Genomic DNA, 18,754 nt, shown 5'->3' with positions numbered 1-18,754 from the left:
AGTTACTCCCCTTTGCCGCCAGCGGCTTTGTCAGCTGCCTGAGCGGGGGCCGGGTTCTTCTTGGCTACGTTGGTCGCTTCGGTCGGGTTGACCTGAACGCCTGGGCGAACGAACTGCAGGCCTTCGGTGATCAGACGATCGCCGGCTTTCAGGCCATCTTCGATCAGCCACTGGCTGCCGACGGTGCGGCTGGCCTTGAGCTGGCGCAGTTCAACTTTGTTGTCCGGGCCGACAACCAGTGCGGTCGGCGTACCTTTGAGGTCACGGGTCACGCCTTGTTGCGGCGCCAGAATGGCAGCGGCGTTGACCCCGGCCTGCAACTGGGCGCGTACGAACATGCCTGGCAGCAGGGTGTGATCCGGGTTCGGGAACACGGCGCGCAGGGTCACGGAACCGGTAGTCGGATCAACCGACACTTCGGAGAATTCCAGCTTACCGTCGAGCTTGTACTGGCTGCCGTCTTCCAGGGTCAGCTTGACCGCTGCCGAGTTGTCACCGGCTTTCTGCAGGCGACCGCTTTCCAGCTCGCGACGCAGTTCCAGCAGTTCAACCGAGGACTGGGTGACGTCGACGTAGATCGGGTCCAGCTGCTGGATCGTCGCCATCGCGTCTGCCTGGCCATTGCTGACCAGAGCGCCTTCGGTCACCGAAGAGCGGCCGATACGACCGGAGATCGGCGCATAGACCTTGGTGTAACGCACGTTGATCTGCGCGCTCTGCAAGGACGCTTCCGATTCCATGCGGTTGGACACGGCGGTGTCGTATTCCTGACGGCTGACGGCCTGCTCATCGACCAGTTGCTTGTAGCGATCGGAGATCGACTTGGTCGAACGCAGGTTGGCTTCGGCGCTTTTCAGGGTCGCTTCATAGACCGACGGATCGATCTGATACAGCTGCTGGCCGGCCTTGACGTCGCCGCCTTCCTTGAACAGACGCTTGAGAATGATGCCGTTGACCTGCGGTCGAACTTCAGCGATGCGGTACGCACTGGTGCGGCCCGGCAGTTCGGACGTCAGGGTGAACGCTTGTGGTTGCAGGGTGACGACGCCGACCTGAGGGGGCGGAGCGGCCGGGGCCGCTTCTTCCTTTTTACATCCGCTGAGCAGCGATGCCAGGGCGACGGCAGTGACCAGAGCGGTAACAGCTGGCTTGAATTGCATGAAGATCCTCGGGTCAGGCGCGCAAAATGCGCACAAGAAGTGTGGAAGGGTAAAAAAATCGGGTCGAGTGGATAAGTAGCTTGCTAAGGAATATACTTACGTTCATGGTTGTTTGTAAATACCTTGGCGTCGTACCCACCCTGTTACAGAAATCGTCGCAAGGTTTGAAATTGTAGGCCGGGGAGCCGATTCGTGAGAGATCGGCCCCTTCTTTATTCAGCGGATATTCAGCCATCCCTGAAACATCCTGTTTGAGGTTTTACTGCCATGGTCCGTCGTACCAAAGAGGAAGCTCAGGAAACGCGAAGCCAGATTCTCGAAGCGGCCGAGAAAGCGTTTTATGAAAGGGGCGTGGCCCGCACGACCCTGGCGGATATCGCGACGATGGCCGGCGTCACGCGCGGTGCCATCTATTGGCATTTCAGCAACAAGGCTGATCTGGTACAGGCCATGCTCGACTCCTTGCGTGAGCCGCTCGATGAGCTGGCCAGAGCCAGTGAAAGTGAGGACGAGCTGGATCCGCTGGGTTGCATGCGCGAATTGCTGATTCATTTGTTTCATCAAGTTGCGATGGACCCGAAGACCCGGCGTATCAACGAAATTCTGTTTCATAAGTGCGAGTTCACCGATGAAATGTGCGATCTGCGCCAGCAGCGCCGGGAAGTCAGTCTCGATTGCAACACGCGCATCGCCCTGACCCTGCGTAATGCGGTAAATCGCGGCCAGTTGCCGGAAAATCTCGACACTGCCCGGGCGGCCATCAGCATTCATGCGTATATCGATGGCCTTCTGTATGGATGGCTATTGGCGCCGGACAGCTTTGAATTGCATGCCGAAGCCGAGCGCTGGGTCGATACAGGACTGGATATGCTGCGCCTGAGCCCCAGCCTGCGCAAATGAAACAAAATGCGTAATTGGATCCGTTCGTGTCAAGGCTTGAAGCGGGAAATGTCCCTGCTTCAAGCCATTTCTGTAATGGGGTGCTTTTATATACGTACGTTTGCCAGGTTGATAGGTAGCGAGCTACGTATTTTGTAGGGGTTTTGTGTCGAGTGTGTGAATGAATGTTAACAACCTGGGCTGCAAGGGCACCGAGCCGCCGATAAAGGGGGCGCGCTGATCTGCCTGGCGGTTGTTGTTCGCCTGTTACGACACGTTGTCCAGGTACCTGTCCGGGCTCCATCCTATTGTGATGATGGTTTGGGCGCGCTACGTGGTGCACACCTTGTTGATGCTGGTAATTTTCATTCGCGCACTGGTTTTTCAGCGGTGGTTTGCACCAACCGGCCCGGTTTGCAGTTTCTGTGTGCCCTGTGCCTGATCATCACCACCGGGCAGCGTTACATCCACTTGGCTGAAGCCACGGCCGTGAATGTACTTGCACCTTATTAGTGACAGCGTTGTCCGTACCGTTACTACATGAACGGGTAACCCTTTATCAGGCCGACGGCGTCATAAAGGCGATCATCTTATAGTTGTAAGGATAAACCGGATTTTCATTTTCCAGGGCCGCGCCGCAGGTGATGGGTTCGGCGCCAATAGAGAAAGCATTGCTTTCCCAGAAGAGTTCGACTTTTGGAACTCGGTGTCCCGCCGTTTGTCTGTGGCAATAACTGAGCGTGGTGTCGAACTGCACTTTTTGTTTGTAGTTGGTGTAGCAGATGTAAGTGCTGAATACCTCTTTTTTGATATCGTAATCAATATCGCTGTCCTGCTTCAGATGAGGATCGCCTTCAAACATCACAAAGACGGTCTGGTAAGGGAGGATCTTGTCGATACGAGTTGCGGGTGGCTGCTTTGGAGAGGAATCGTCAAGCCAGAAAGTAGAATCCGTGGCATTGGTGATTTGCAGGAGGAATGTAAGTTTGTTTGGGTCTGCAATATTCATGTTTATATATCCTTATTTAATTTTGGTTGTTGGTTTGCAACTAATTAGTTGCTGGATGAAGCTTAGGTTTATATTGTTCTGGTGGCGAATCTTTAAATGTATGCAAATAAAAAAGCCCTGACTCTTTCGAGGCAGGGCTTTCTGTTAGTTGATGTAGTTTACAGCGTTGGATAATCGATATAGCCGACCGCACCTTTGCCGTAGAACAGCTCAGGACGCGGATCGTTCAGCGGCGCATCGGCCTTCAAGCGCGCCGGCAGGTCCGGGTTGGCAATGAACGGTACGCCGAATGCCACCGCGTCAGCCTTGCCTTCAGCCAGCCACGCATTGGCGCTGTCCTTGGTGAAGCGTTCGTTGGCGATGTACGCGCCACCGAAGGCTTCTTTCAGTTGTGGGCCGAGGCTATCGGCGCCTTCTTTCTCGCGGGAGCAGATGAACGCGATGCCGCGTTTGCCCAGCTCGCGAGCGACGTAGGTGAAGGTCTCGGCGAGGTTGTCGTCGCCCATGTCGTGGGAGTCGGCGCGCGGTGCCAGGTGTACGCCGACACGGCCGGCGCCCCAGACTTCGATTGCCGCGTCAGTCACTTCCAGCAGCAGACGCGCACGGTTCTCCAGGGAACCGCCGTAGTTGTCGGTGCGCTGGTTGGTGCTGCTTTGCAGGAACTGGTCGAGCAGGTAGCCGTTGGCACCGTGGATTTCCACGCCGTCGAAACCGGCCGCCTTGGCGTTCTCGGCGCCGGTGCGATAGGCGTCGACGATCTCGGCGATTTCAGCGGTTTCCAGGGCGCGCGGGGTCGGGTAATCGGCCAGTGGGCGAACCAGGCTGACGTGACCTTTGGGCTGGATGGCGCTCGGGGCGACCGGTGCTTCACCGTTGAGGTACGACGGGTGCGAGATCCGGCCGACGTGCCACAGTTGCAGGACGATCTTGCCGCCAGCGGCGTGTACGGCTTTGGTCACGTTGGTCCAGCCGCGCACCTGGTCGTTGGACCAGATACCCGGGGTGTCCGGGTAGCCGACGCCCAGCGGGGTCACCGAAGTGGCTTCGCTGAGAATCAGGCCGGCGGAGGCACGTTGCACGTAGTACTCGGCCATCAGCGCGTTCGGCACGCGGCCTTCATCGGCGCGGCAGCGGGTCAGCGGGGCCATGATGATGCGGTTGGACAGCTCGAGGTCGCCCAGTTTGATCGGATCGAAAATAGTTGCCATGTGTACAACCCTCGTCAGTGAAGTGGTTAATCAGTGGGTAGCAGGGGCCAGGCCGGCAGCGCCGTTCTGACGGAAAGTGATCAGGGTCACCAGCAGCGCGAGGACCGCCAGAGCTGCTGCGGCCAGGGGCACGGTGGTCAGGCCGTAACCGTGGGCGATGACGCTGCCGCCGACCCAGGCGCCGAGGGCGTTACCGACGTTGAACGCGCCGATGTTCAGGGTCGAGACCAGGTTTGGTGCCGCTTTGCCGAAGGTCACCACGTTGACTTGCAGCGCCGGTACGGCGGCGAAACACGCCGTGGCCCAAAGAAACAGGGTGATTTCGGTCGGGATCAGCGCAACGCTGGTCCAGGTCAACACGGTGGAGACCACGGCCATGGCGATGAACACGCCGATCAGCGTGGCGGCCATGCCTTTGTCAGCCAGTTTGCCGCCGATGATGTTGCCGACGGTCAAGCCCAGGCCGATCAACATCAGCGTCCAGGTCACGCCACGCGGCGACACACCGGTGACTTCGCCGAGCAGGGGGGCGACGTAGGTGAACAGGGTGAATACGGACGCGGCGAACAGCGCGGTCATGCTCAGCGACAGCCAGATGCCGGCGCCTTTGAGGGCGGCGAGTTCGGCGCGCATGTCGAGTTTTTCCTCGTCACGCTTGGCCGGCAGGAAGCGGATCAGGCCAATCAGCGCAACCACACCGATCACGGTCACGGCCCAGAAGGTCGAACGCCAGCCGGCTTCCTGACCCAGCGCCGTACCCAGCGGCACGCCGAGCACGTTGGCCAGGGTCAGGCCGGTGAACATCAGCGCCACCGCCGACGCCCGTTTGTTCGGCGCCACCAGCCCGGCGGCTACCACAGAACCGATACCGAAGAACGCACCGTGGCACAGCGCGGTGACGACACGGGCAAACATCAGCACGTTGTAGTCACTGGCGATGGCGCACAGCAGGTTACCGACGATGAAAATCCCCATCAGCGCTACCAGTGCAGCCTTGCGCGGCAGTCTGGCGGTAGCCAGTGCCATGAACGGCGCACCGATGGCCACGCCCAGGGCGTAACCGGTCACCAGCCAGCCGGCGCCCGGGATCGACACACCGAGGTCGGCCGCCACATCGGGCAGCAGGCCCATGATGACGAACTCGGTGGTGCCGATGGCGAAGGCGCTCAAGGCCAGGATGAGTAGCGAGAGGGGCATTTGAATCAATTCCTTGTGGGAGCGCTGAGCTCTTTGACGATGGCGTCGAGGAACGCCTGGATCACGTCCTCGTTGCGCTTGAAGAAGTGCCACTGGCCGGCTTTCTGGCTGCTGATCAGGCCCGCGCGTTGCAGGGTTGCCAGGTGAGCGGAGACGGTCGACTGCGAGAGGCCGCAGCGTTGATCGATCTGCCCGGCGCAGATGCCGTACTCGTGGTTGTGGATCTGCTCCGGAAACTCGGCTTTGGGGTCTTTCAGCCAGATGAGGATGTCTCGCCGTACTGGGTGTGCCAGGGCTTTTATTATTTCGTCGAGGTCGAGGTTCATGGCTTTGTGCTCGTGATGTGTAGCGCTATATCGCGATGAGGCGAACTTTAAATCGGTATTTCGCGATATACCAATATGAATTTGATCTGACGACCGCATAAATCGATATATCGGGTTATAACGATATGTGTGATGTAACGATGAAAGCGCGCAGTGCTAAGCTGCGCCCATGAACTATCTCGCACATTTACACCTCGGAGGCCAGCGCCCCGAGCAATTACTCGGCAGTCTGTATGGCGATTTCGTCAAAGGACGGCTGCAGGGGCAGTTTGCGCCGCAGATTGAAGCGGCGATTCAGTTGCACCGGCGGATTGATGTGTTCACTGATCGCCACCCATTGGTGGACACCGCACTCGGGCGCTTTTCGCAGACCCGTCGGCGCTACGCCGGGATCGTCCTCGATGTGTTTTTCGACCATTGCCTGGCGCGCGACTGGACGCTGTACGCCGATCAGCCGCTGGAGCAGTTCACCGCCGACGTGTACCGCGTGCTGTCGAGTGAACGGCAATTGCCCGAGCGCCTGGCGATGATCGCACCGCACATGGTTGCCAATGACTGGCTGGGTTCGTATCAGCAGTTTGAAGTGCTGGAGCAGGTATTGCGCGGGATCTCCCGGCGCCTGACCCGGCCGGAGGAACTGGCGGGGGCGATGCAGGAATTGCGGCGGTTGTATGAGCCGCTGAGTGAGGATTTCCGCTTGTTCTATCCGCAACTTCAAGAATTTGCACAAACCTCGGCAACACAGTAACCCCCTGTGGGAGCGAGCAAGCCCGCTCCCACCGGGGATCAGTGCTCAGGCAGCAATAGCGGGGCGCATTGGTGCTGTCTGTTTCTCCGGGATCGTGCCAAACAATGCCTTCTGCACCGCCTGCTGCGCTTCAAACGCCAGCGCCGCACGCTCGCGCCCCTGACAGGCAATCGGCTTGAGCAGATGCACTTCGACATCGCCGCAATCGTTGCTGAACAGGCGCATCAGGTGCGACAGCAAGTCATCGTCACCAATGAACGGCGCCAGCGCATCGATCTCACCGTTACGCAGATAACGGATTGCCACCGGTTGCAGCATCACCTCGGAATCAATCGCCGCCGACAGCAGGCGACCATGAAAGGTGCGCAGCGAGCGGCCGTCGGTGGTGGTGCCCTCCGGGAACATCAGCAGCGGATGCTGGGTTTGCAGGTGGCGGGTCATCTGTTTGCGGATCAACTGGCTGTCGCCCGAACCGCGACGGATGAACAGACTGCCAGCCTTGGCCGCCAGCCAACCGGCCACCGGCCAGGTGCGCACCTCAGCCTTGGACAGAAACGACAGCGGCGTGAGCATGCCCAGCAATGGAATGTCGGTCCACGACACATGGTTGCTGACCCACAGCATCGGCTGCTTCGGCAACTCGCCCTGCACGGTCACGCGAAAGGGCAGGGCATTGCTCAGGCGCGCCATGAAAAATCGCGACCAGCGCTGCCGACGTTGCATCGAGTGCGCCAGGCCCAGACGCTCGAACACGCCGAAGACGCTGGCCATGGTCAGGCCCAGCGTCACCACCACCAGCACCCGCGCGATTCGCGCGTACACCCGCAACCGGCTCATCACACGGCCGCCTTGAAGTGCTTGGCGTAGCGCGGGCAGAGTTCGTCGCGCTTGAGCAGGATGAACACGTCGGCGACCTGGAAGTCTTCGTCCCAGCACGGCTCGCCGCAGATCTTCGCGCCCAGGCGCATGTAGGCCTTGAGCAGCGGCGGCATTTCGGCGATCACGTTGGATGGAATGTCCAGCGATGGCAGCGGGTTTTTCGGTTCGGCGCGCAGGTGTTCGGTGCACAGATAGCGTTCGCGCAAGCGCTGCATGATCGCGTGGGCCTGCACGCCGCCGTCCTGCATCGGAATGCTCGCGCAACCCATCAAATAGCTGTAGCCACCCTGGTTGAGGACTTCGGCCAGTTCACCCCAGAGCACGGCAATGGTGCCGCCGTTGCGGTAGGCCGGGTCGACGCAGGTGCGGCCGATTTCTAGGATCGGCCCTTTCAGGTGCGCCAGGCCATGCAGGCTGAATTCTTCTTCGCTGTAGAACTTGCCCAGGCTGCTGGCAGCCGTGTGATCGAGCAAACGGGTGGTGGCGACCAGACGCCCGGTGTTCAAGTCACGCACGCCGATGTGGCTGCAGTGAACATCATAGTCATCCATGTCCAGACCCAGTTCCGCGCCTTTCAGCTTGGCGTTGAACTCGCCGCTGAACACGTTGAAACGCAAGGCCTGGGCTTGCTGCAGGGCCTCGGCGCCGATCAGGCGTTCGGCTTGCAGGCGGCGTTCATTGCCGGTGTCGCTGATGCGGGCGATCTGAGTCATTTGAATCTCCGTACGGGCCTTGAACCCGTCGTGGGTTGCAGCCGATCGACTTTCTTTATGCAGCCATGTTGTGCAAAGTCAGGCTATGTAGCCCCGGTGTCATCGCCATGAACGTTTGGTGATGCTTGTATGACAGCCCACAAGGAGCCTCTTATGCCCTGGCCCAGCCTGCTTGAAAGCCGTGAACGCCTGCCCGCCGTGGTTGATCTGGCGGAAGGTTTCGCCACCTTGCTGCATCAACTGGGCAGCGTGACGCCGTTCGAACTGGCGGTGGCGGGAGGGCGGCGGATGGCGACGCCGGGGCTGGCGTTTCTGGTGGGTTACCAGGCCGCGTTGCGCATGCTCTGGCCGAGCGCACCGCCGAGTCTCGGCGCGTTGTGTGCGACCGAACAGCGCAGCCTGCGCCCGGCGGACATGCAGACGCGCCTGACGGATTTGCGCCTCAACGGGCAAAAGGATTTCGTCACCGCGGGGGATGCGGCGGACTGGCTGCTCGTCGCCGCGCGCAGTGAAGAACCCGGCGAATCGCCGCGCCTGAGTCTGGCGGTGGTGTATCCCGGCGAGCCCGGCGTGCGCGTGGAAAGACTCCCGGCGCTGCCGTTGATGCCGGACATCAGTCATGGTCGATTGTCTCTGGATGGCGCGCTGTGCGAGTTGCTCGCGGGGGACGGTTGGGATGCTTATGTGAAGCCGTTTCGCACCCTGGAAGACATTTATGTATTGAGCGCGATGACCGCGTGGCTGTATGGCGTCGGTCAGGACTGTGGCTGGTCGCAGGCCCTGCAATTGCGCTTGCTGGCGCTGCTGGCCGGGTGTGCGGAAGCGAGCCGCCAGCCGCCGAGCAGTCCGCCTGGGCATGTGTTGCTGGGTGGGTTGTTTGCGCAGTTCGATGCGCTGAAAATCGAGGTCGATCAGGCGATGGCCAATGGCAGTCCCGATTGGGCAGCGATGTGGCAGCGTGATCAGGTGGTGATGCAGTTGGCTTCGGGGGCGCGGGCCAAGCGTTTGGCCAAGGCGTTGGCGGTGCACTGACCGGCCCCTTCGCGCGCAGGCTCACTCCTACAGTTGCAATGCGTTCCCCTGTAGGAGTGAGCCTGCTCGCGATGGCGGCCTCAACATCACCACACATCTGTCATCAACCCCGACTACCCTCAGCAGGTTCTCCCCAAGAGCCCTCACCATGTTCAAAGGCCTGCCTCTGTTTCTGCTGCTGATCAGCTTCACCGTTCACGCCGAGCCATGGCCTGCTGAACAATGGCCGACCGGCCCGAAGATCAGTGGCCCAGCCGCAGAGGCTTTGGAGAGTTATGCCTTCCCACCCCGCGACGACACCACCCGCAAAGGCATCCGCACCGACGCGCTGCTGATCATCCGCGACGGCCAGATCATCTACGAACGCTACGCCGGTCCGACCCGTGCCGAGACCCCGCACCTGACCTGGTCGATCAGCAAGAGCCTGATGGCCACGGTGCTTGGGGTGGCGTATGGCGAAGGTCTGTTCAAACTGGATGACCCGGTCTCGCGGTTCTATCCGGTGTTGGAAAAACACCCCGCGATCAAAGTGGCTGATCTGCTGCATTGGGCTTCCGGCCTGGACTGGCAGGAAGACTACGAATACGCCCCGCTGAAGTCCTCGGTGGTGGCGATGCTCTACACCCGTGGGCATCGCGACATGCCTGCGTTCACCGCCGATCACGACGCCTACGCGCCGCCAGGGCAGGCGTTCCGGTACTCCAGTGGTGACAGCAATCTGCTAGCGGCGGCGCTGAAGAACATGGTCGGCCCGCAGCGTTATCCCGACTACCCGTGGACGGCGCTGTTCGAGCCGCTGGGCATTCGCCACGCCGTGTGGGAAACCGATGCCGGCGGCACGTTTGTCGCCTCGTCGTATGCCTACCTCACCGCGCGGGATCTGGCGCGGGTCGGCCTGCTGATGGCCCGCGATGGGCGCTGGAATGATCGGCAGTTGTTGCCCAGGGATTGGCTGGCCTTCAACCGTGAGCCGTTTGCCGGTTACAAGGCGCATCAGGACGAAGCGGTGCCCGGTGGCCAGTGGTGGCTCAATCGCCCGGCGGATGGCGCCGCCTCGCCGTGGCCCGACGCGCCGCCCGACACCTTTGCGGCCCTCGGCCATTGGGGCCAGGCGCTGTATGTGATCCCCAGCGAGAAACTGGTGATCGTGCGTTACGCCGATGATCGCGACGGCAGCTACCGCCACAACGAACTGCTCAAGCGTGTGCTCAAGGCGGTGCAGCCATGAAACTGTTCAAGCGGATGTTGCTGCTGGTATTGATCGTGCTGCTCGGCTGGATCTGGCTCGAGCGGGACAACCTGTGGGCGTTCCCGGACATCATCAGTGCCTACACGGCGAAGGAATATTGTTCGTGTCGCTACGTGATGAGCAACGATGCCGAGTATTGCCGGGGTTATGTGAAGCAGTGGCTGCCCACCAGCGCCTTTACTGATGACAGCGCTAGTAAAACCATCACCGTCAGCGGCATGGGCCGCAGCAACCGCGCGCAGTGGCTGAGCGAACGCCAGGGTTGCCGCCTCAATCCCTGAGTTACGCCATCCCCCTGTGGGAGCGAGCCTGCTCGTGAAATCGGCGCTGGCCGCAATACATGCAGTGCGACGAGCATTGAGTTCGCGAGCAGGCTCGCTCCCACAGGACTTGCAATAACGGCGTGGGCGGTTAAGGTTCGTGCAGGTTTATCGCCCAACGAGTGTTCAATGTTCAACCGCCCCCTCTATACAGCCTTCGCCAGTCTGCTGCTGGCCGCTGCCGCGCTGCCGGCGCAGGCCAACTGGTATCTGGACGGCGAGTCGTCGCGGCTGTCGTTTGTCAGCACGAAAAATGCCCACATTTGCGAAGTGCAGCGCTTTCTGGTGCTGCACGGCAAGGTCGACCCCAGCGGCCGCGCCGAGATCGAAGTCGAGCTGGACTCGATCAACAGCGGCATCCCGCTGCGTGACGAGCGCATGCGCAAGGAGTTGTTCCAGATCGAGCAGTTCCCGGAAGCGACCATCAGCACCCAGGTCGACCTGCGCCCGATCAACGATCTGGCGCCTGGCGCGCAGCTGGAATTACGTCTGCCGCTGACCGTCAACTTGCACGGCAAACAGCATGAATACCCGGCGGAGTTGCTGGCCACGCGTCTCGATGATCGGCGTTTTCAAGTGGTGACCCTGGAACCGCTGGTGATCAATGCCGAAGATTTCGATCTGGCGCCGGGACTGGAAACCCTGCGCAACCTGGCCGGGTTGTCGACCATCAGTCTGTCGGTGCCGGTGGGTGCGGTGCTGATCTTCACGGCGCGCTGACATGCGCGGCGCGGTGTTCCCATGGCGTGACGGCAACCGTTTCGAACTGTTGATCGACGGCCCGCAATTTTTCCCGCGCATGCTGGTGGCGATTGCCCGCGCCGAAGAACAGGTCGAGCTGGAGTTGTATCTGGTGGAGGCGGGCGCCTGCGCCGAAGCCGTGGTGCAGGCGCTGGTGCAGGCCGCCGAGCGCGGAGTGCGGGTGCGCTGCCTGTTCGATGACTACGGCAGTCTCGCGTTTACCCTGCACCTGCGTCAGCGCCTGATAAAGGCCGGGGTCGAACTGCGTTTCTACAATCGCCTGAACTGGCGGCGCTGGGTCGGCAATTTCTATCGCGATCACCGCAAATTGTTGCTGATCGATCAGCGTCTGGCGGTGGTCGGCGGCACGGGTGTCACTGATGAGTTCTGGACCCCGGGGCAGGACACCAGCGAGTGGCATGAAGTGATGGTCGAAATCACCGGCCCGCTGGTGCTCGACTGGCAGATACTGTTCGACCGCCAATGGATCGCCAACCGCCATCGCCGGGCGTGGAAACCTTCCGCGCACGTCGGCCTGCCACGCTTGCCCAAGGTGCCGGACATGGGTGAGGGCATGGGTCGTGTGGCCTACGCCGATGCCCGCCAGCATCGCGACATTCTGCAATCACTGTTCCGCGCCTTGAACAGCGGGCAGAAACGCATCTGGATGGCCACCCCGTATTTCCTGCCCACCTGGAAAATCCGCCGCTCGCTGCGCAAGGCCGCCGCTCGTGGTGTCGACGTCCGGCTGTTGCTGACCGGGCCCCGCACCGATCACCCGTCGGTGCGTTACGCCGGGCATCGTTACTACCCGCGCCTGCTCAAGGCCGGGGTGCAGATCTTTGAATACCAGCCGTGCTTCCTGCACCTGAAAATGGTCCTGGTGGACGACTGGGTGAGTATCGGTTCGTGCAACTTCGATCACTGGAACCTGCGCTTCAATCTGGAGGCGAATCTGGAGGCACTGGACCCGTCGTTGACGGCAGCGGTGGTCAAGAGTTTCGAGAAGGACTTCGACCTGAGCCAGCAGGTCAGTCTGGAGGAGTGGCAGCGCCGGCCGTTGTGGCGGCGGGTGAAGCAGCGGGTTTGGGGGTGGGTGGATCGGGTGGTGGTGAATATCCTCGATAGACGCGGCTAGCCGCTCACGTTGATCGTTCCCACGCTCTGCGTGGGAACGATCAGGGAGGCGAGGAGTTACAGCAATTCAAAGCTCTGCTGCGTCACGTCCTGCGAGTCCAGGCCGATCTGCACGTTGAACTTGCCAGGCTCGGCCGCGTACTTGAGCTGGGCGTTGTAGAACTTCAGGTCATCCTCGGTGATGGTGAAGTGCACGACTTTCTGTTCACCGGCCTTGAGCATGACTTTCTGGAAGTTCTTCAGTTCTTTCACCGGGCGAATCATCGAGCCGGTGACGTCCTGAATGTACAACTGCACCACGGTTTCGCCGTCACGTTTGCCGGTGTTTTTCAGGGTGACACTGGCGTCGAGCTTGCCGGTGGTGTTCAGCGTGGTCGATGACAGCGCCATGTCGCTCAGGCTGAAGCTGGTGTAGCTCAGGCCGTAACCGAACGGGAACAGCGGCCCGGTGGTGTCATCGAAATACTGCGAGGTGTAGTTGCCCGGTTTGCCCGGCGTGAACGGCCGGCCAATGCTCAGGTGGTTGTAGTAGGTCGGGATCTGGCCCACGGAACGCGGGAAGGTCACCGGCAATTTGCCCGACGGGTTGTAGTCGCCGAACAGCACGTCAGCGATGGCGTTGCCGCCCTCGGTGCCGCTGAACCAGGTTTCCAGAATCGCGTCGGCCGACTGGTTCTCTTCGAGAATGGTCAGTGGTCGGCCATTCATCAGCACCAGCACCAGTGGCTTGCCGGTGGCTTTCAGGGCACGGATCAGCTCGCGCTGGTTTTCCGGAATGTTCAGGTCGGTACGGCTGGAAGATTCGTGGGACATGCCACGGGACTCGCCCACGGCTGCAACAACGATGTCAGCGTCCTTGGCCGCTTTCACCGCTTCGTCGATCAGCACGTTGGCCGGGCGCGGGTCATCGACCACTTCCGGCGCGTCGAAGTTGAGGAAGTTCAGGTAGTCCAGGACCTTCTTGTCGCTGGTGATGTTGGCGCCACGGGCGTAGATCAGGTTCGCCTTGTCGCCGATCACCGAGTTCATGCCGTCGAACAGCGTGACCGACTGCGCCGGCTTACCGGCCGCCGCCCAGCTGCCCATCATGTCGATCGGTGCCTTGGCCAGCGGGCCGACCAGCGCGACTTTCGCGTCTTTCTTCAGCGGCAGCGTGTCGTTCTGGTTTTTCAGCAGCACCAGGCTGCGACGCGCCACTTCACGGGCTTCGGCGCGGTGCAGGCGGCTGTCGGCGTAGGTGTCGGCCGGATCATCCTCGGCCTTGCCGATGCGCAGGTACGGGTCCTTGAACAGGCCCATGTCGTACTTGGCGGCGAGCACTTCGCGCACCGCATTGTCGATGTCCTTCTGTTCGATCTCGCCGGACTTGAGCAGCCCCGGCAGCTCTTTGCCGTACAGCGTGTCGTTCATGCTCATGTCGATGCCGGCCTTGATCGCCAGCTTCGCCGCTTCGCGACCGTCGGCGGCTACGCCGTGCTTGATCAGTTCGAAGATCGCACCGTGGTCGCTGACCGCCAGGCCCTTGAAGCCCCAGTCCTTGCGCAGCAGATCGTTCATCAGCCAGGTGTTGGCCGTGGCCGGAATGCCATTGATCGAGTTCAACGCCACCATCACCCCACCGGCGCCGGCGTCGATCGCCGCGCGGTACGGTGGCAGGTAATCCTGGTACATCTTCACCGGACTCATGTCGACGACGTTGTAGTCGCGACCGCCCTCGACCGCGCCGTACAGGGCGAAGTGCTTGACGCTCGCCATGATGCTGTCGGCCGCGCTCGGGGTGTCGCCCTGATAGGCCTTGACCATCACTTTGGCGATGCGCGAAGTCAGGTAGGTGTCTTCACCGAAACCTTCGGAGCTGCGGCCCCAGCGTGGGTCGCGGGAGATGTCGACCATCGGCGCGAAGGTGATGTCGAGGCTGTCGGCGGCGGCCTCTTTGGCGGCAATGCGCCCGGACTGGCCGATGGCGTCCATGTCCCAGCTCGACGCCAGGGCCAGCGGAATCGGGAAAATCGTACGGTGACCGTGGATCACGTCGTACGCAAAAAACATCGGGATCTTCAGGCGGCTGCGCATCGCCGCATCCTGCATCGGACGGTTTTCCGGGCGGGTGATCGAGTTGAATGTACCGCCGATGTTGCCCGCAGCGATCTCTTTGCGGATCAGTTCGCGAGGCATTTCCGGGCCGATGCTGATCAGGCGTAACTGGCCGATCTTTTCATCGAGGGTCATTTGCTTCATCAGATTGCTGATGAAGGCGTCCTTGTTTTCCAGGGGTACCGGGGTCGTGGCGGCCAATACTTGATGACTGGCCAGGCTGACGAACAGACCCAGCAAACACAGCTTCTTCATGAATATTTTTCTCAAGGGCCCAAACGGCAATGCAATGCCGGCCAGCCAAAAGTTAGGGAGCGACTATTGTTGTTCGGGTGCAGGCTCAAAAAGACCGAGCCGAAAAACGCCCGCCGACCGTCGGCAGCGTATGCGCAGGGCCTCTTTTTAGCCCATTGGCCCGTTGCAATCCAGTGGCGCGGCCGATTATGCCCCAACCGCCGATGCAGAAGGTTTCACGGTCGGTTTTTTATGAAATACGCCAGGGAGCATCACTTTGATGAATGTCAGTCCAACCTACCGCTCGCGTTTGCAGATCGCCACGCTGCTAGTGCTCGCCACGTTGTTGACCGCGTGTGGCATCAACAACATTCCGACCCTCGACGAGCAGGCCAAAGCAGCCTGGGGCCAGGTACAGAACCAGTACCAGCGCCGTGCCGACCTGATCCCCAATCTGGTGGAAACCGTCAGAGGCTACGCCAAGCATGAAGAGGCGACCCTGACGGCGGTGGTCGAGGCCCGGGCCAAGGCGACGTCGATCCAGGTCGATGCCAGCACCCTCGACAACCCGGAAAAACTCAAGCAGTTCCAGCAGGCTCAGGATCAGTTGAGCGGTGCGTTGAGCCGTCTGATGGTGGTGTCCGAGCGATATCCGGACCTGAAGGCCAATCAGAACTTCCTGGCCCTGCAATCGCAGCTCGAAGGCACGGAAAACCGGATTGCCGTGGCGCGGCGCGATTTCATTCTGGCGGTGCAGAAGTACAACACCGAGATCCGCACCTTTCCCGGTCGCCTCTGGCACAGCGTGATGTACAGCGATCTGCCGATTCGCGAAACCTTTGAAGCCACCACTCCCGGTGCGGAAAAGGCCCCGGAAGTGAAGTTCTGATCCGTTGTTGCGGATGAGGTTGCCCATGCGTGTGTTGAAGATAGGCCTGGTGCTGATGCTGTGGCTGTTGGCCCTCAGCGCCCGGGCCGAGTTGACGTTCCCGGCGCTCAGCGGGCGGGTGGTGGACGAGGCGCAGATGCTCGAGCCCTCGGTGCGCGCCCAGTTGAGCCAGCAGTTGCAGGCCCATGAGCAGGCGACCGGCGAGCAACTGGTGGTGGTCACGGTGCCTGATCTGCAAGGCACCACCATCGAAGACTACGGCGTGCAACTGGGCCGGCACTGGGGCATCGGCCAGAAAGACAAGAACAACGGCGCGCTGCTGATCGTCGCCCGGGACGAGCGCAAGCTGCGCATCGAAGTCGGTTACGGGCTGGAGGATCGGCTGACCGATGCACAGACCTCGGTGATCATCCATCAAGTGATCACCCCGGCGTTCAAGGCCGGCAATTTCAGCAAGGGCATCAGCGACGGTGTGGCGGCGATGCTGGTGGTCCTCGGCGGCAATCCGCTGGACGAGCCCTCGACGGTGTACGAGTCGAGCGGTGATCCGCAAAACGATTTTGTCTCGCGCCACCCACTGTTATTCGTTTTTCTGGTGGTGTTGTTCATCCTGACGGTGTTTGTCTGCCAGATGCTCGGTATCCTTCCCGCCGGCCGTGGCGGCTCCGGTGGCGGGGGCGGTTTCGGCGGAGGTGGTTTTGGCGGCGGCGGTGGAGGCGGGGGCTTCAGTGGCGGCGGGGGCAGTTTCGGCGGCGGCGGTTCGTCCGGCGGCTGGTGAACACACAACAATAATGATCAGGCACTTTTCGACATGGCATTACTGACCGAACACGAACAACGCAAAGTCGCCGAGGCGATTGCCCGGGTCGAGCGCGACACCGACGCCGAGCTGGTGACGGTGCTGGCGGCCCGCGCCGATGACTACGCGTACATCCCGTTGCTGTGGGCCAGCCTGCTGGCGCTGCTGGTGCCGGGCATCGTCCATTACCTGACCGGCTGGCTGACGATGCACAGCCTGTTGCTGGTGCAGTGGGGGTTGTTCATCGTCCTGTGCCTGCTGTTTCGCCTGCCGAAGGTCACCACTCACCTGATCCCGCGCCGTGTGCGCCACTGGCGTGCGTCGAACCTGGCGCGGCGCCAGTTTCTCGAGCAGAACCTGCATCACACGATGGGCAGCACCGGGATGCTGATTTTTGTCTGCGAGGCCGAGCGCTACGTGGAGATTCTGGTGGACGAGGGGATTTCCCGGCGGCTGGACAACAACAGCTGGGACTCGATTGTCGCCGCTTTCACCGAGCAGGTGCGGCAGGGGCGCACGCTGGAGGGGTTTGTCACCTGCATCGAAGCCTGTGGTGAACTGCTCAAGGTGCATGTGCCGGTGACGCAGGTGCGCAATGAGTTGCCAAATCGGTTGATTGTGTTGGGTTGAGTGTGGGGGCAGTTTCCCCGGTCCCGGTAAACAAGGCCTTGCGCATCACGCCGACCCAATGTGGGAGCGGGCTTGCTCGCGAATACGGTCTGACATTCAGCATTGATGTCGCCTGATACACCGCTTTCGCGAGCAAACCAGCTCCCACAGGGGGCAGACAGCTCGTTGGATTCTTGTGCCGTTGGGTAAATAAGAGCGTGTCCCCAACCCCCATCCCCCCTAAAATACCCGCCATTCCCGATTTCGCCCGTCCGAGGCCGCTTTTCCATGTCCGTTACCGCCCCTTCAATCAAGCCCGCGCCCGATCATCACGCCCAGTTCATCGAGCTGCTGCAAACCAGCCTCGAACAGAACGGCTTCATCAAACTGGTGCTGGCCAAGTACGCGGGCGAAGAGGCGGATCTGCAGCGGATCATCATCAAGGCGGTGACGGTCAAGGCCCAACCCAACCTGTCGTTCGTCTATCGCTACAAGACCCGCGACATCACCAAGAACCTGCCGCTGAGCGAAGGCGTGGCGGTGATTGCCGAGTTGCTGCCGGCCGCGTTCAAAAATGCGCATTTGCTGACCGTGACCGACGAAGCCCAGCTCGAATACAGCAAAAAGGGCAAGAGTTCGCTGTTCAAGAGCAAACCTCAGCAATTGCGTGAAGCGCCTTCCGCCGAGCATAACCGCGAGAAGAACCGCTTTCTCGACCTGAGCCGGCCATTCCTCAAGGACCTGGGCGTGACGAACGCGCAGCACGAGCTGATCCCGGCGATGTCGCGCAAATGGAAGCAGATCAACAAGTTCATCGAAGTCTTCAGCCACGCCCTGACCTCGTCACCGCTGGCGCTGGACAAACCGGTGCGCGTGGCGGATTTCGGTTCGGGCAAGGGTTACCTGACGTTTGCCATCCACGATTACCTGCGCAACACGCTCAAGGCCGAAGGCGAAGTCACTGGCGTCGAGCTGCGCGAGGAGATGGTCAACCTGTGCAACGCTGCGGCGGCGAAGCTCGATCATCAGGGTCTGGTGTTCAAGTGCGGTGATGTGCGCAGCGTGGCGCCGAGCGAACTGGAGGTGATGATCGCCCTGCATGCCTGCGACATCGCCACTGACTATGCGATCCACACCGGTATCCGCTCGGGCGCGTCGATCATCATGTGCTCGCCGTGCTGCCACAAGCAGATCCGCCTGCAGATCCAGAGCCCGGCGCTGCTCAAACCGATGTTGCAATACGGTCTGCACCTCGGTCAGCAGGCGGAGATGGTCACCGACAGCCTGCGTGCGCTGTTCCTCGAAGCCTGCGGTTACGAGACCAAGGTGTTCGAATTCATCTCGCTGGACCACACCAACAAGAACAAGATGATTCTGGCGGTGAAACGCGCCGAGCCGGTTGACCCGGCTCAGTTGTTGGTGAAGATTCAGGAGTTGAAGGCGTTCTACAACATCAGCGAACACTGCCTCGAAACCCTGCTGCGCGCCGACGGCTTTCTGGCCTGACCTTGACCTTGTGGCAGCGAGCCTG

Annotated in this window: 19 protein-coding genes and 1 pseudogene; 12 read left to right on the top strand and 8 right to left on the bottom strand. The window is 61.0% G+C overall.

The window, feature by feature from the left end:
* Positions 1–2: 2 nt before the first annotated feature.
* Positions 3–1,160, bottom strand: coding sequence for an efflux RND transporter periplasmic adaptor subunit EmhA (emhA, locus tag PseAD21_RS02115; RefSeq protein WP_102354290.1), 1,158 nt, complete (start codon positions 1,158–1,160; stop codon positions 3–5).
* Positions 1,161–1,427: 267 nt separating this feature from the next.
* Here emhA and emhR point away from each other — a divergent pair, with 267 nt between their 5' ends.
* Together emhR and PseAD21_RS29940 are read left to right on the top strand one after the other, a co-directional pair.
* A complete protein-coding gene (gene emhR, locus PseAD21_RS02110) occupies positions 1,428–2,060 on the top strand; it encodes an efflux system transcriptional repressor EmhR (protein ID WP_102354289.1) in 633 nt (210 codons plus the stop codon).
* A gap of 160 nt (positions 2,061–2,220) precedes the next feature.
* Positions 2,221–2,629 (top strand): annotated as a pseudogene (locus tag PseAD21_RS29940) (EamA family transporter); the annotation flags it as partial.
* Here the strand turns inward: PseAD21_RS29940 and PseAD21_RS02100 are convergent.
* From PseAD21_RS02100 to PseAD21_RS02085, 4 genes are all read right to left on the bottom strand, one after another.
* The gene (locus PseAD21_RS02100; protein ID WP_102354288.1) at positions 2,599–3,048 is read right to left on the bottom strand and encodes a hypothetical protein; all 450 of its coding nucleotides are present in this window, start codon (positions 3,046–3,048) and stop codon (positions 2,599–2,601) included. The pseudogene PseAD21_RS29940 and the gene PseAD21_RS02100 overlap by 31 nt on opposite strands.
* Before the next feature lie 158 nt (positions 3,049–3,206).
* Complete coding sequence (locus PseAD21_RS02095) at positions 3,207–4,256, bottom strand: alkene reductase (RefSeq protein ID WP_102354287.1); 1,050 nt, start codon at positions 4,254–4,256, stop codon at positions 3,207–3,209.
* A 30-nt stretch (positions 4,257–4,286) separates the two neighbouring features.
* Entirely contained in the window at positions 4,287–5,453 is a 1,167-nt protein-coding gene (locus PseAD21_RS02090; protein ID WP_102354286.1) for an MFS transporter, read from the bottom strand.
* A gap of 5 nt (positions 5,454–5,458) precedes the next feature.
* Positions 5,459–5,779: a helix-turn-helix transcriptional regulator gene (locus PseAD21_RS02085; protein ID WP_102354285.1), complete on the bottom strand. Its 321-nt coding sequence runs from the start codon at positions 5,777–5,779 to the stop codon at positions 5,459–5,461.
* Between the two features lie 169 nt (positions 5,780–5,948).
* Here PseAD21_RS02085 and PseAD21_RS02080 point away from each other — a divergent pair, with 169 nt between their 5' ends.
* Positions 5,949–6,527 (top strand): ACP phosphodiesterase, encoded by a 579-nt coding sequence (locus tag PseAD21_RS02080; protein ID WP_102354284.1) that lies wholly within the window; start codon positions 5,949–5,951, stop codon positions 6,525–6,527.
* A gap of 45 nt (positions 6,528–6,572) precedes the next feature.
* Here the strand turns inward: PseAD21_RS02080 and PseAD21_RS02075 are convergent, their stop codons facing one another.
* Together PseAD21_RS02075 and olsB are read right to left on the bottom strand one after the other, a co-directional pair.
* Positions 6,573–7,364: a 1-acyl-sn-glycerol-3-phosphate acyltransferase gene (locus PseAD21_RS02075; RefSeq protein WP_102354283.1), complete on the bottom strand. Its 792-nt coding sequence runs from the start codon at positions 7,362–7,364 to the stop codon at positions 6,573–6,575.
* On the bottom strand, positions 7,364–8,119 hold the full coding sequence (gene olsB / locus PseAD21_RS02070; RefSeq protein WP_102354282.1) for an L-ornithine N(alpha)-acyltransferase: 756 nt from the start codon (positions 8,117–8,119) through the stop codon (positions 7,364–7,366). Before olsB ends, PseAD21_RS02075 begins: the two co-directional genes overlap by 1 nt.
* Before the next feature lie 153 nt (positions 8,120–8,272).
* Here olsB and PseAD21_RS02065 point away from each other — a divergent pair, with 153 nt between their 5' ends.
* The 5 genes from PseAD21_RS02065 to PseAD21_RS02045 all read left to right on the top strand — a co-directional run bounded on the left by PseAD21_RS02065 (position 8,273) and on the right by PseAD21_RS02045 (position 12,599).
* Positions 8,273–9,151 carry an acyl-CoA dehydrogenase family protein gene (locus PseAD21_RS02065; protein WP_102354281.1) on the top strand — a complete coding sequence of 293 codons (879 nt, stop codon included), beginning with the start codon at positions 8,273–8,275 and terminating at the stop codon, positions 9,149–9,151.
* Positions 9,152–9,299: 148 nt separating this feature from the next.
* Positions 9,300–10,379: a serine hydrolase gene (locus tag PseAD21_RS02060; protein WP_102354280.1), complete on the top strand. Its 1,080-nt coding sequence runs from the start codon at positions 9,300–9,302 to the stop codon at positions 10,377–10,379.
* The gene (locus tag PseAD21_RS02055) at positions 10,376–10,681 is read left to right on the top strand and encodes an amidase (RefSeq protein WP_102354279.1); all 306 of its coding nucleotides are present in this window, start codon (positions 10,376–10,378) and stop codon (positions 10,679–10,681) included. Before PseAD21_RS02060 ends, PseAD21_RS02055 begins: the two co-directional genes overlap by 4 nt.
* A 168-nt stretch (positions 10,682–10,849) precedes the next feature.
* Positions 10,850–11,440 (top strand): YceI family protein, encoded by a 591-nt coding sequence (locus PseAD21_RS02050; protein ID WP_102354278.1) that lies wholly within the window; start codon positions 10,850–10,852, stop codon positions 11,438–11,440.
* Position 11,441: 1 nt separating this feature from the next.
* Positions 11,442–12,599: a phosphatidylserine/phosphatidylglycerophosphate/cardiolipin synthase family protein gene (locus PseAD21_RS02045; protein WP_102354277.1), complete on the top strand. Its 1,158-nt coding sequence runs from the start codon at positions 11,442–11,444 to the stop codon at positions 12,597–12,599.
* A 56-nt stretch (positions 12,600–12,655) separates the two neighbouring features.
* Here PseAD21_RS02045 and bglX read toward each other — a convergent pair whose 3' ends face one another.
* Complete coding sequence (gene bglX, locus PseAD21_RS02040) at positions 12,656–14,947, bottom strand: beta-glucosidase BglX (RefSeq protein ID WP_102354276.1); 2,292 nt, start codon at positions 14,945–14,947, stop codon at positions 12,656–12,658.
* A gap of 259 nt (positions 14,948–15,206) precedes the next feature.
* Here bglX and PseAD21_RS02035 point away from each other — a divergent pair, with 259 nt between their 5' ends.
* From PseAD21_RS02035 to PseAD21_RS02015, 4 genes are all read left to right on the top strand, one after another.
* A complete protein-coding gene (locus PseAD21_RS02035) occupies positions 15,207–15,815 on the top strand; it encodes a LemA family protein (RefSeq protein ID WP_025110719.1) in 609 nt (202 codons plus the stop codon).
* 25 nt (positions 15,816–15,840) lie between these two features.
* Positions 15,841–16,593, top strand: coding sequence for a YgcG family protein (locus PseAD21_RS02030; RefSeq protein ID WP_102354275.1), 753 nt, complete (start codon positions 15,841–15,843; stop codon positions 16,591–16,593).
* Between the two features lie 33 nt (positions 16,594–16,626).
* Positions 16,627–17,244, top strand: a complete 618-nt coding sequence (locus PseAD21_RS02025) for a TPM domain-containing protein (protein ID WP_102354274.1) — start codon at positions 16,627–16,629, stop codon at positions 17,242–17,244.
* Positions 17,245–17,511: 267 nt separating this feature from the next.
* Complete coding sequence (locus PseAD21_RS02015; protein ID WP_102354273.1) at positions 17,512–18,729, top strand: SAM-dependent methyltransferase; 1,218 nt, start codon at positions 17,512–17,514, stop codon at positions 18,727–18,729.
* Positions 18,730–18,754 lie beyond the last annotated feature (25 nt).

The organism is Pseudomonas sp. AD21 (assembly GCF_002878485.1).
GTDB lineage: Bacteria > Pseudomonadota > Gammaproteobacteria > Pseudomonadales > Pseudomonadaceae > Aquipseudomonas.
The sequence above is the reverse complement of the archived record's forward strand: the minus strand, read 5'-3'. Positions and strand labels throughout refer to the sequence as shown.

What these genes read in the sequence shown, in the direction of transcription:
- PseAD21_RS02030 (WP_102354275.1), top strand. Translation starts at nt 15,841, where the DNA reads ATGCGTGTGTTGAAGATAGGCCTGGTGCTGATGCTGTGGCTGTTGGCC.
- PseAD21_RS02080 (WP_102354284.1), top strand. Translation starts at nt 5,949, where the DNA reads ATGAACTATCTCGCACATTTACACCTCGGAGGCCAGCGCCCCGAGCAA.
- emhR (WP_102354289.1), top strand. Translation starts at nt 1,428, where the DNA reads ATGGTCCGTCGTACCAAAGAGGAAGCTCAGGAAACGCGAAGCCAGATT.
- PseAD21_RS02100 (WP_102354288.1), bottom strand. Translation starts at nt 3,048, where the DNA reads ATGAATATTGCAGACCCAAACAAACTTACATTCCTCCTGCAAATCACC.
- PseAD21_RS02075 (WP_102354283.1), bottom strand. Translation starts at nt 7,364, where the DNA reads ATGAGCCGGTTGCGGGTGTACGCGCGAATCGCGCGGGTGCTGGTGGTG.
- PseAD21_RS02015 (WP_102354273.1), top strand. Translation starts at nt 17,512, where the DNA reads ATGTCCGTTACCGCCCCTTCAATCAAGCCCGCGCCCGATCATCACGCC.
- PseAD21_RS02090 (WP_102354286.1), bottom strand. Translation starts at nt 5,453, where the DNA reads ATGCCCCTCTCGCTACTCATCCTGGCCTTGAGCGCCTTCGCCATCGGC.
- PseAD21_RS02025 (WP_102354274.1), top strand. Translation starts at nt 16,627, where the DNA reads ATGGCATTACTGACCGAACACGAACAACGCAAAGTCGCCGAGGCGATT.
- PseAD21_RS02095 (WP_102354287.1), bottom strand. Translation starts at nt 4,256, where the DNA reads ATGGCAACTATTTTCGATCCGATCAAACTGGGCGACCTCGAGCTGTCC.
- PseAD21_RS02045 (WP_102354277.1), top strand. Translation starts at nt 11,442, where the DNA reads ATGCGCGGCGCGGTGTTCCCATGGCGTGACGGCAACCGTTTCGAACTG.
- PseAD21_RS02055 (WP_102354279.1), top strand. Translation starts at nt 10,376, where the DNA reads ATGAAACTGTTCAAGCGGATGTTGCTGCTGGTATTGATCGTGCTGCTC.
- PseAD21_RS02060 (WP_102354280.1), top strand. Translation starts at nt 9,300, where the DNA reads ATGTTCAAAGGCCTGCCTCTGTTTCTGCTGCTGATCAGCTTCACCGTT.
- PseAD21_RS02065 (WP_102354281.1), top strand. Translation starts at nt 8,273, where the DNA reads ATGCCCTGGCCCAGCCTGCTTGAAAGCCGTGAACGCCTGCCCGCCGTG.
- PseAD21_RS02050 (WP_102354278.1), top strand. Translation starts at nt 10,850, where the DNA reads ATGTTCAACCGCCCCCTCTATACAGCCTTCGCCAGTCTGCTGCTGGCC.
- emhA (WP_102354290.1), bottom strand. Translation starts at nt 1,160, where the DNA reads ATGCAATTCAAGCCAGCTGTTACCGCTCTGGTCACTGCCGTCGCCCTG.
- bglX (WP_102354276.1), bottom strand. Translation starts at nt 14,947, where the DNA reads ATGAAGAAGCTGTGTTTGCTGGGTCTGTTCGTCAGCCTGGCCAGTCAT.
- PseAD21_RS02035 (WP_025110719.1), top strand. Translation starts at nt 15,207, where the DNA reads ATGAATGTCAGTCCAACCTACCGCTCGCGTTTGCAGATCGCCACGCTG.
- olsB (WP_102354282.1), bottom strand. Translation starts at nt 8,119, where the DNA reads ATGACTCAGATCGCCCGCATCAGCGACACCGGCAATGAACGCCGCCTG.
- PseAD21_RS02085 (WP_102354285.1), bottom strand. Translation starts at nt 5,779, where the DNA reads ATGAACCTCGACCTCGACGAAATAATAAAAGCCCTGGCACACCCAGTA.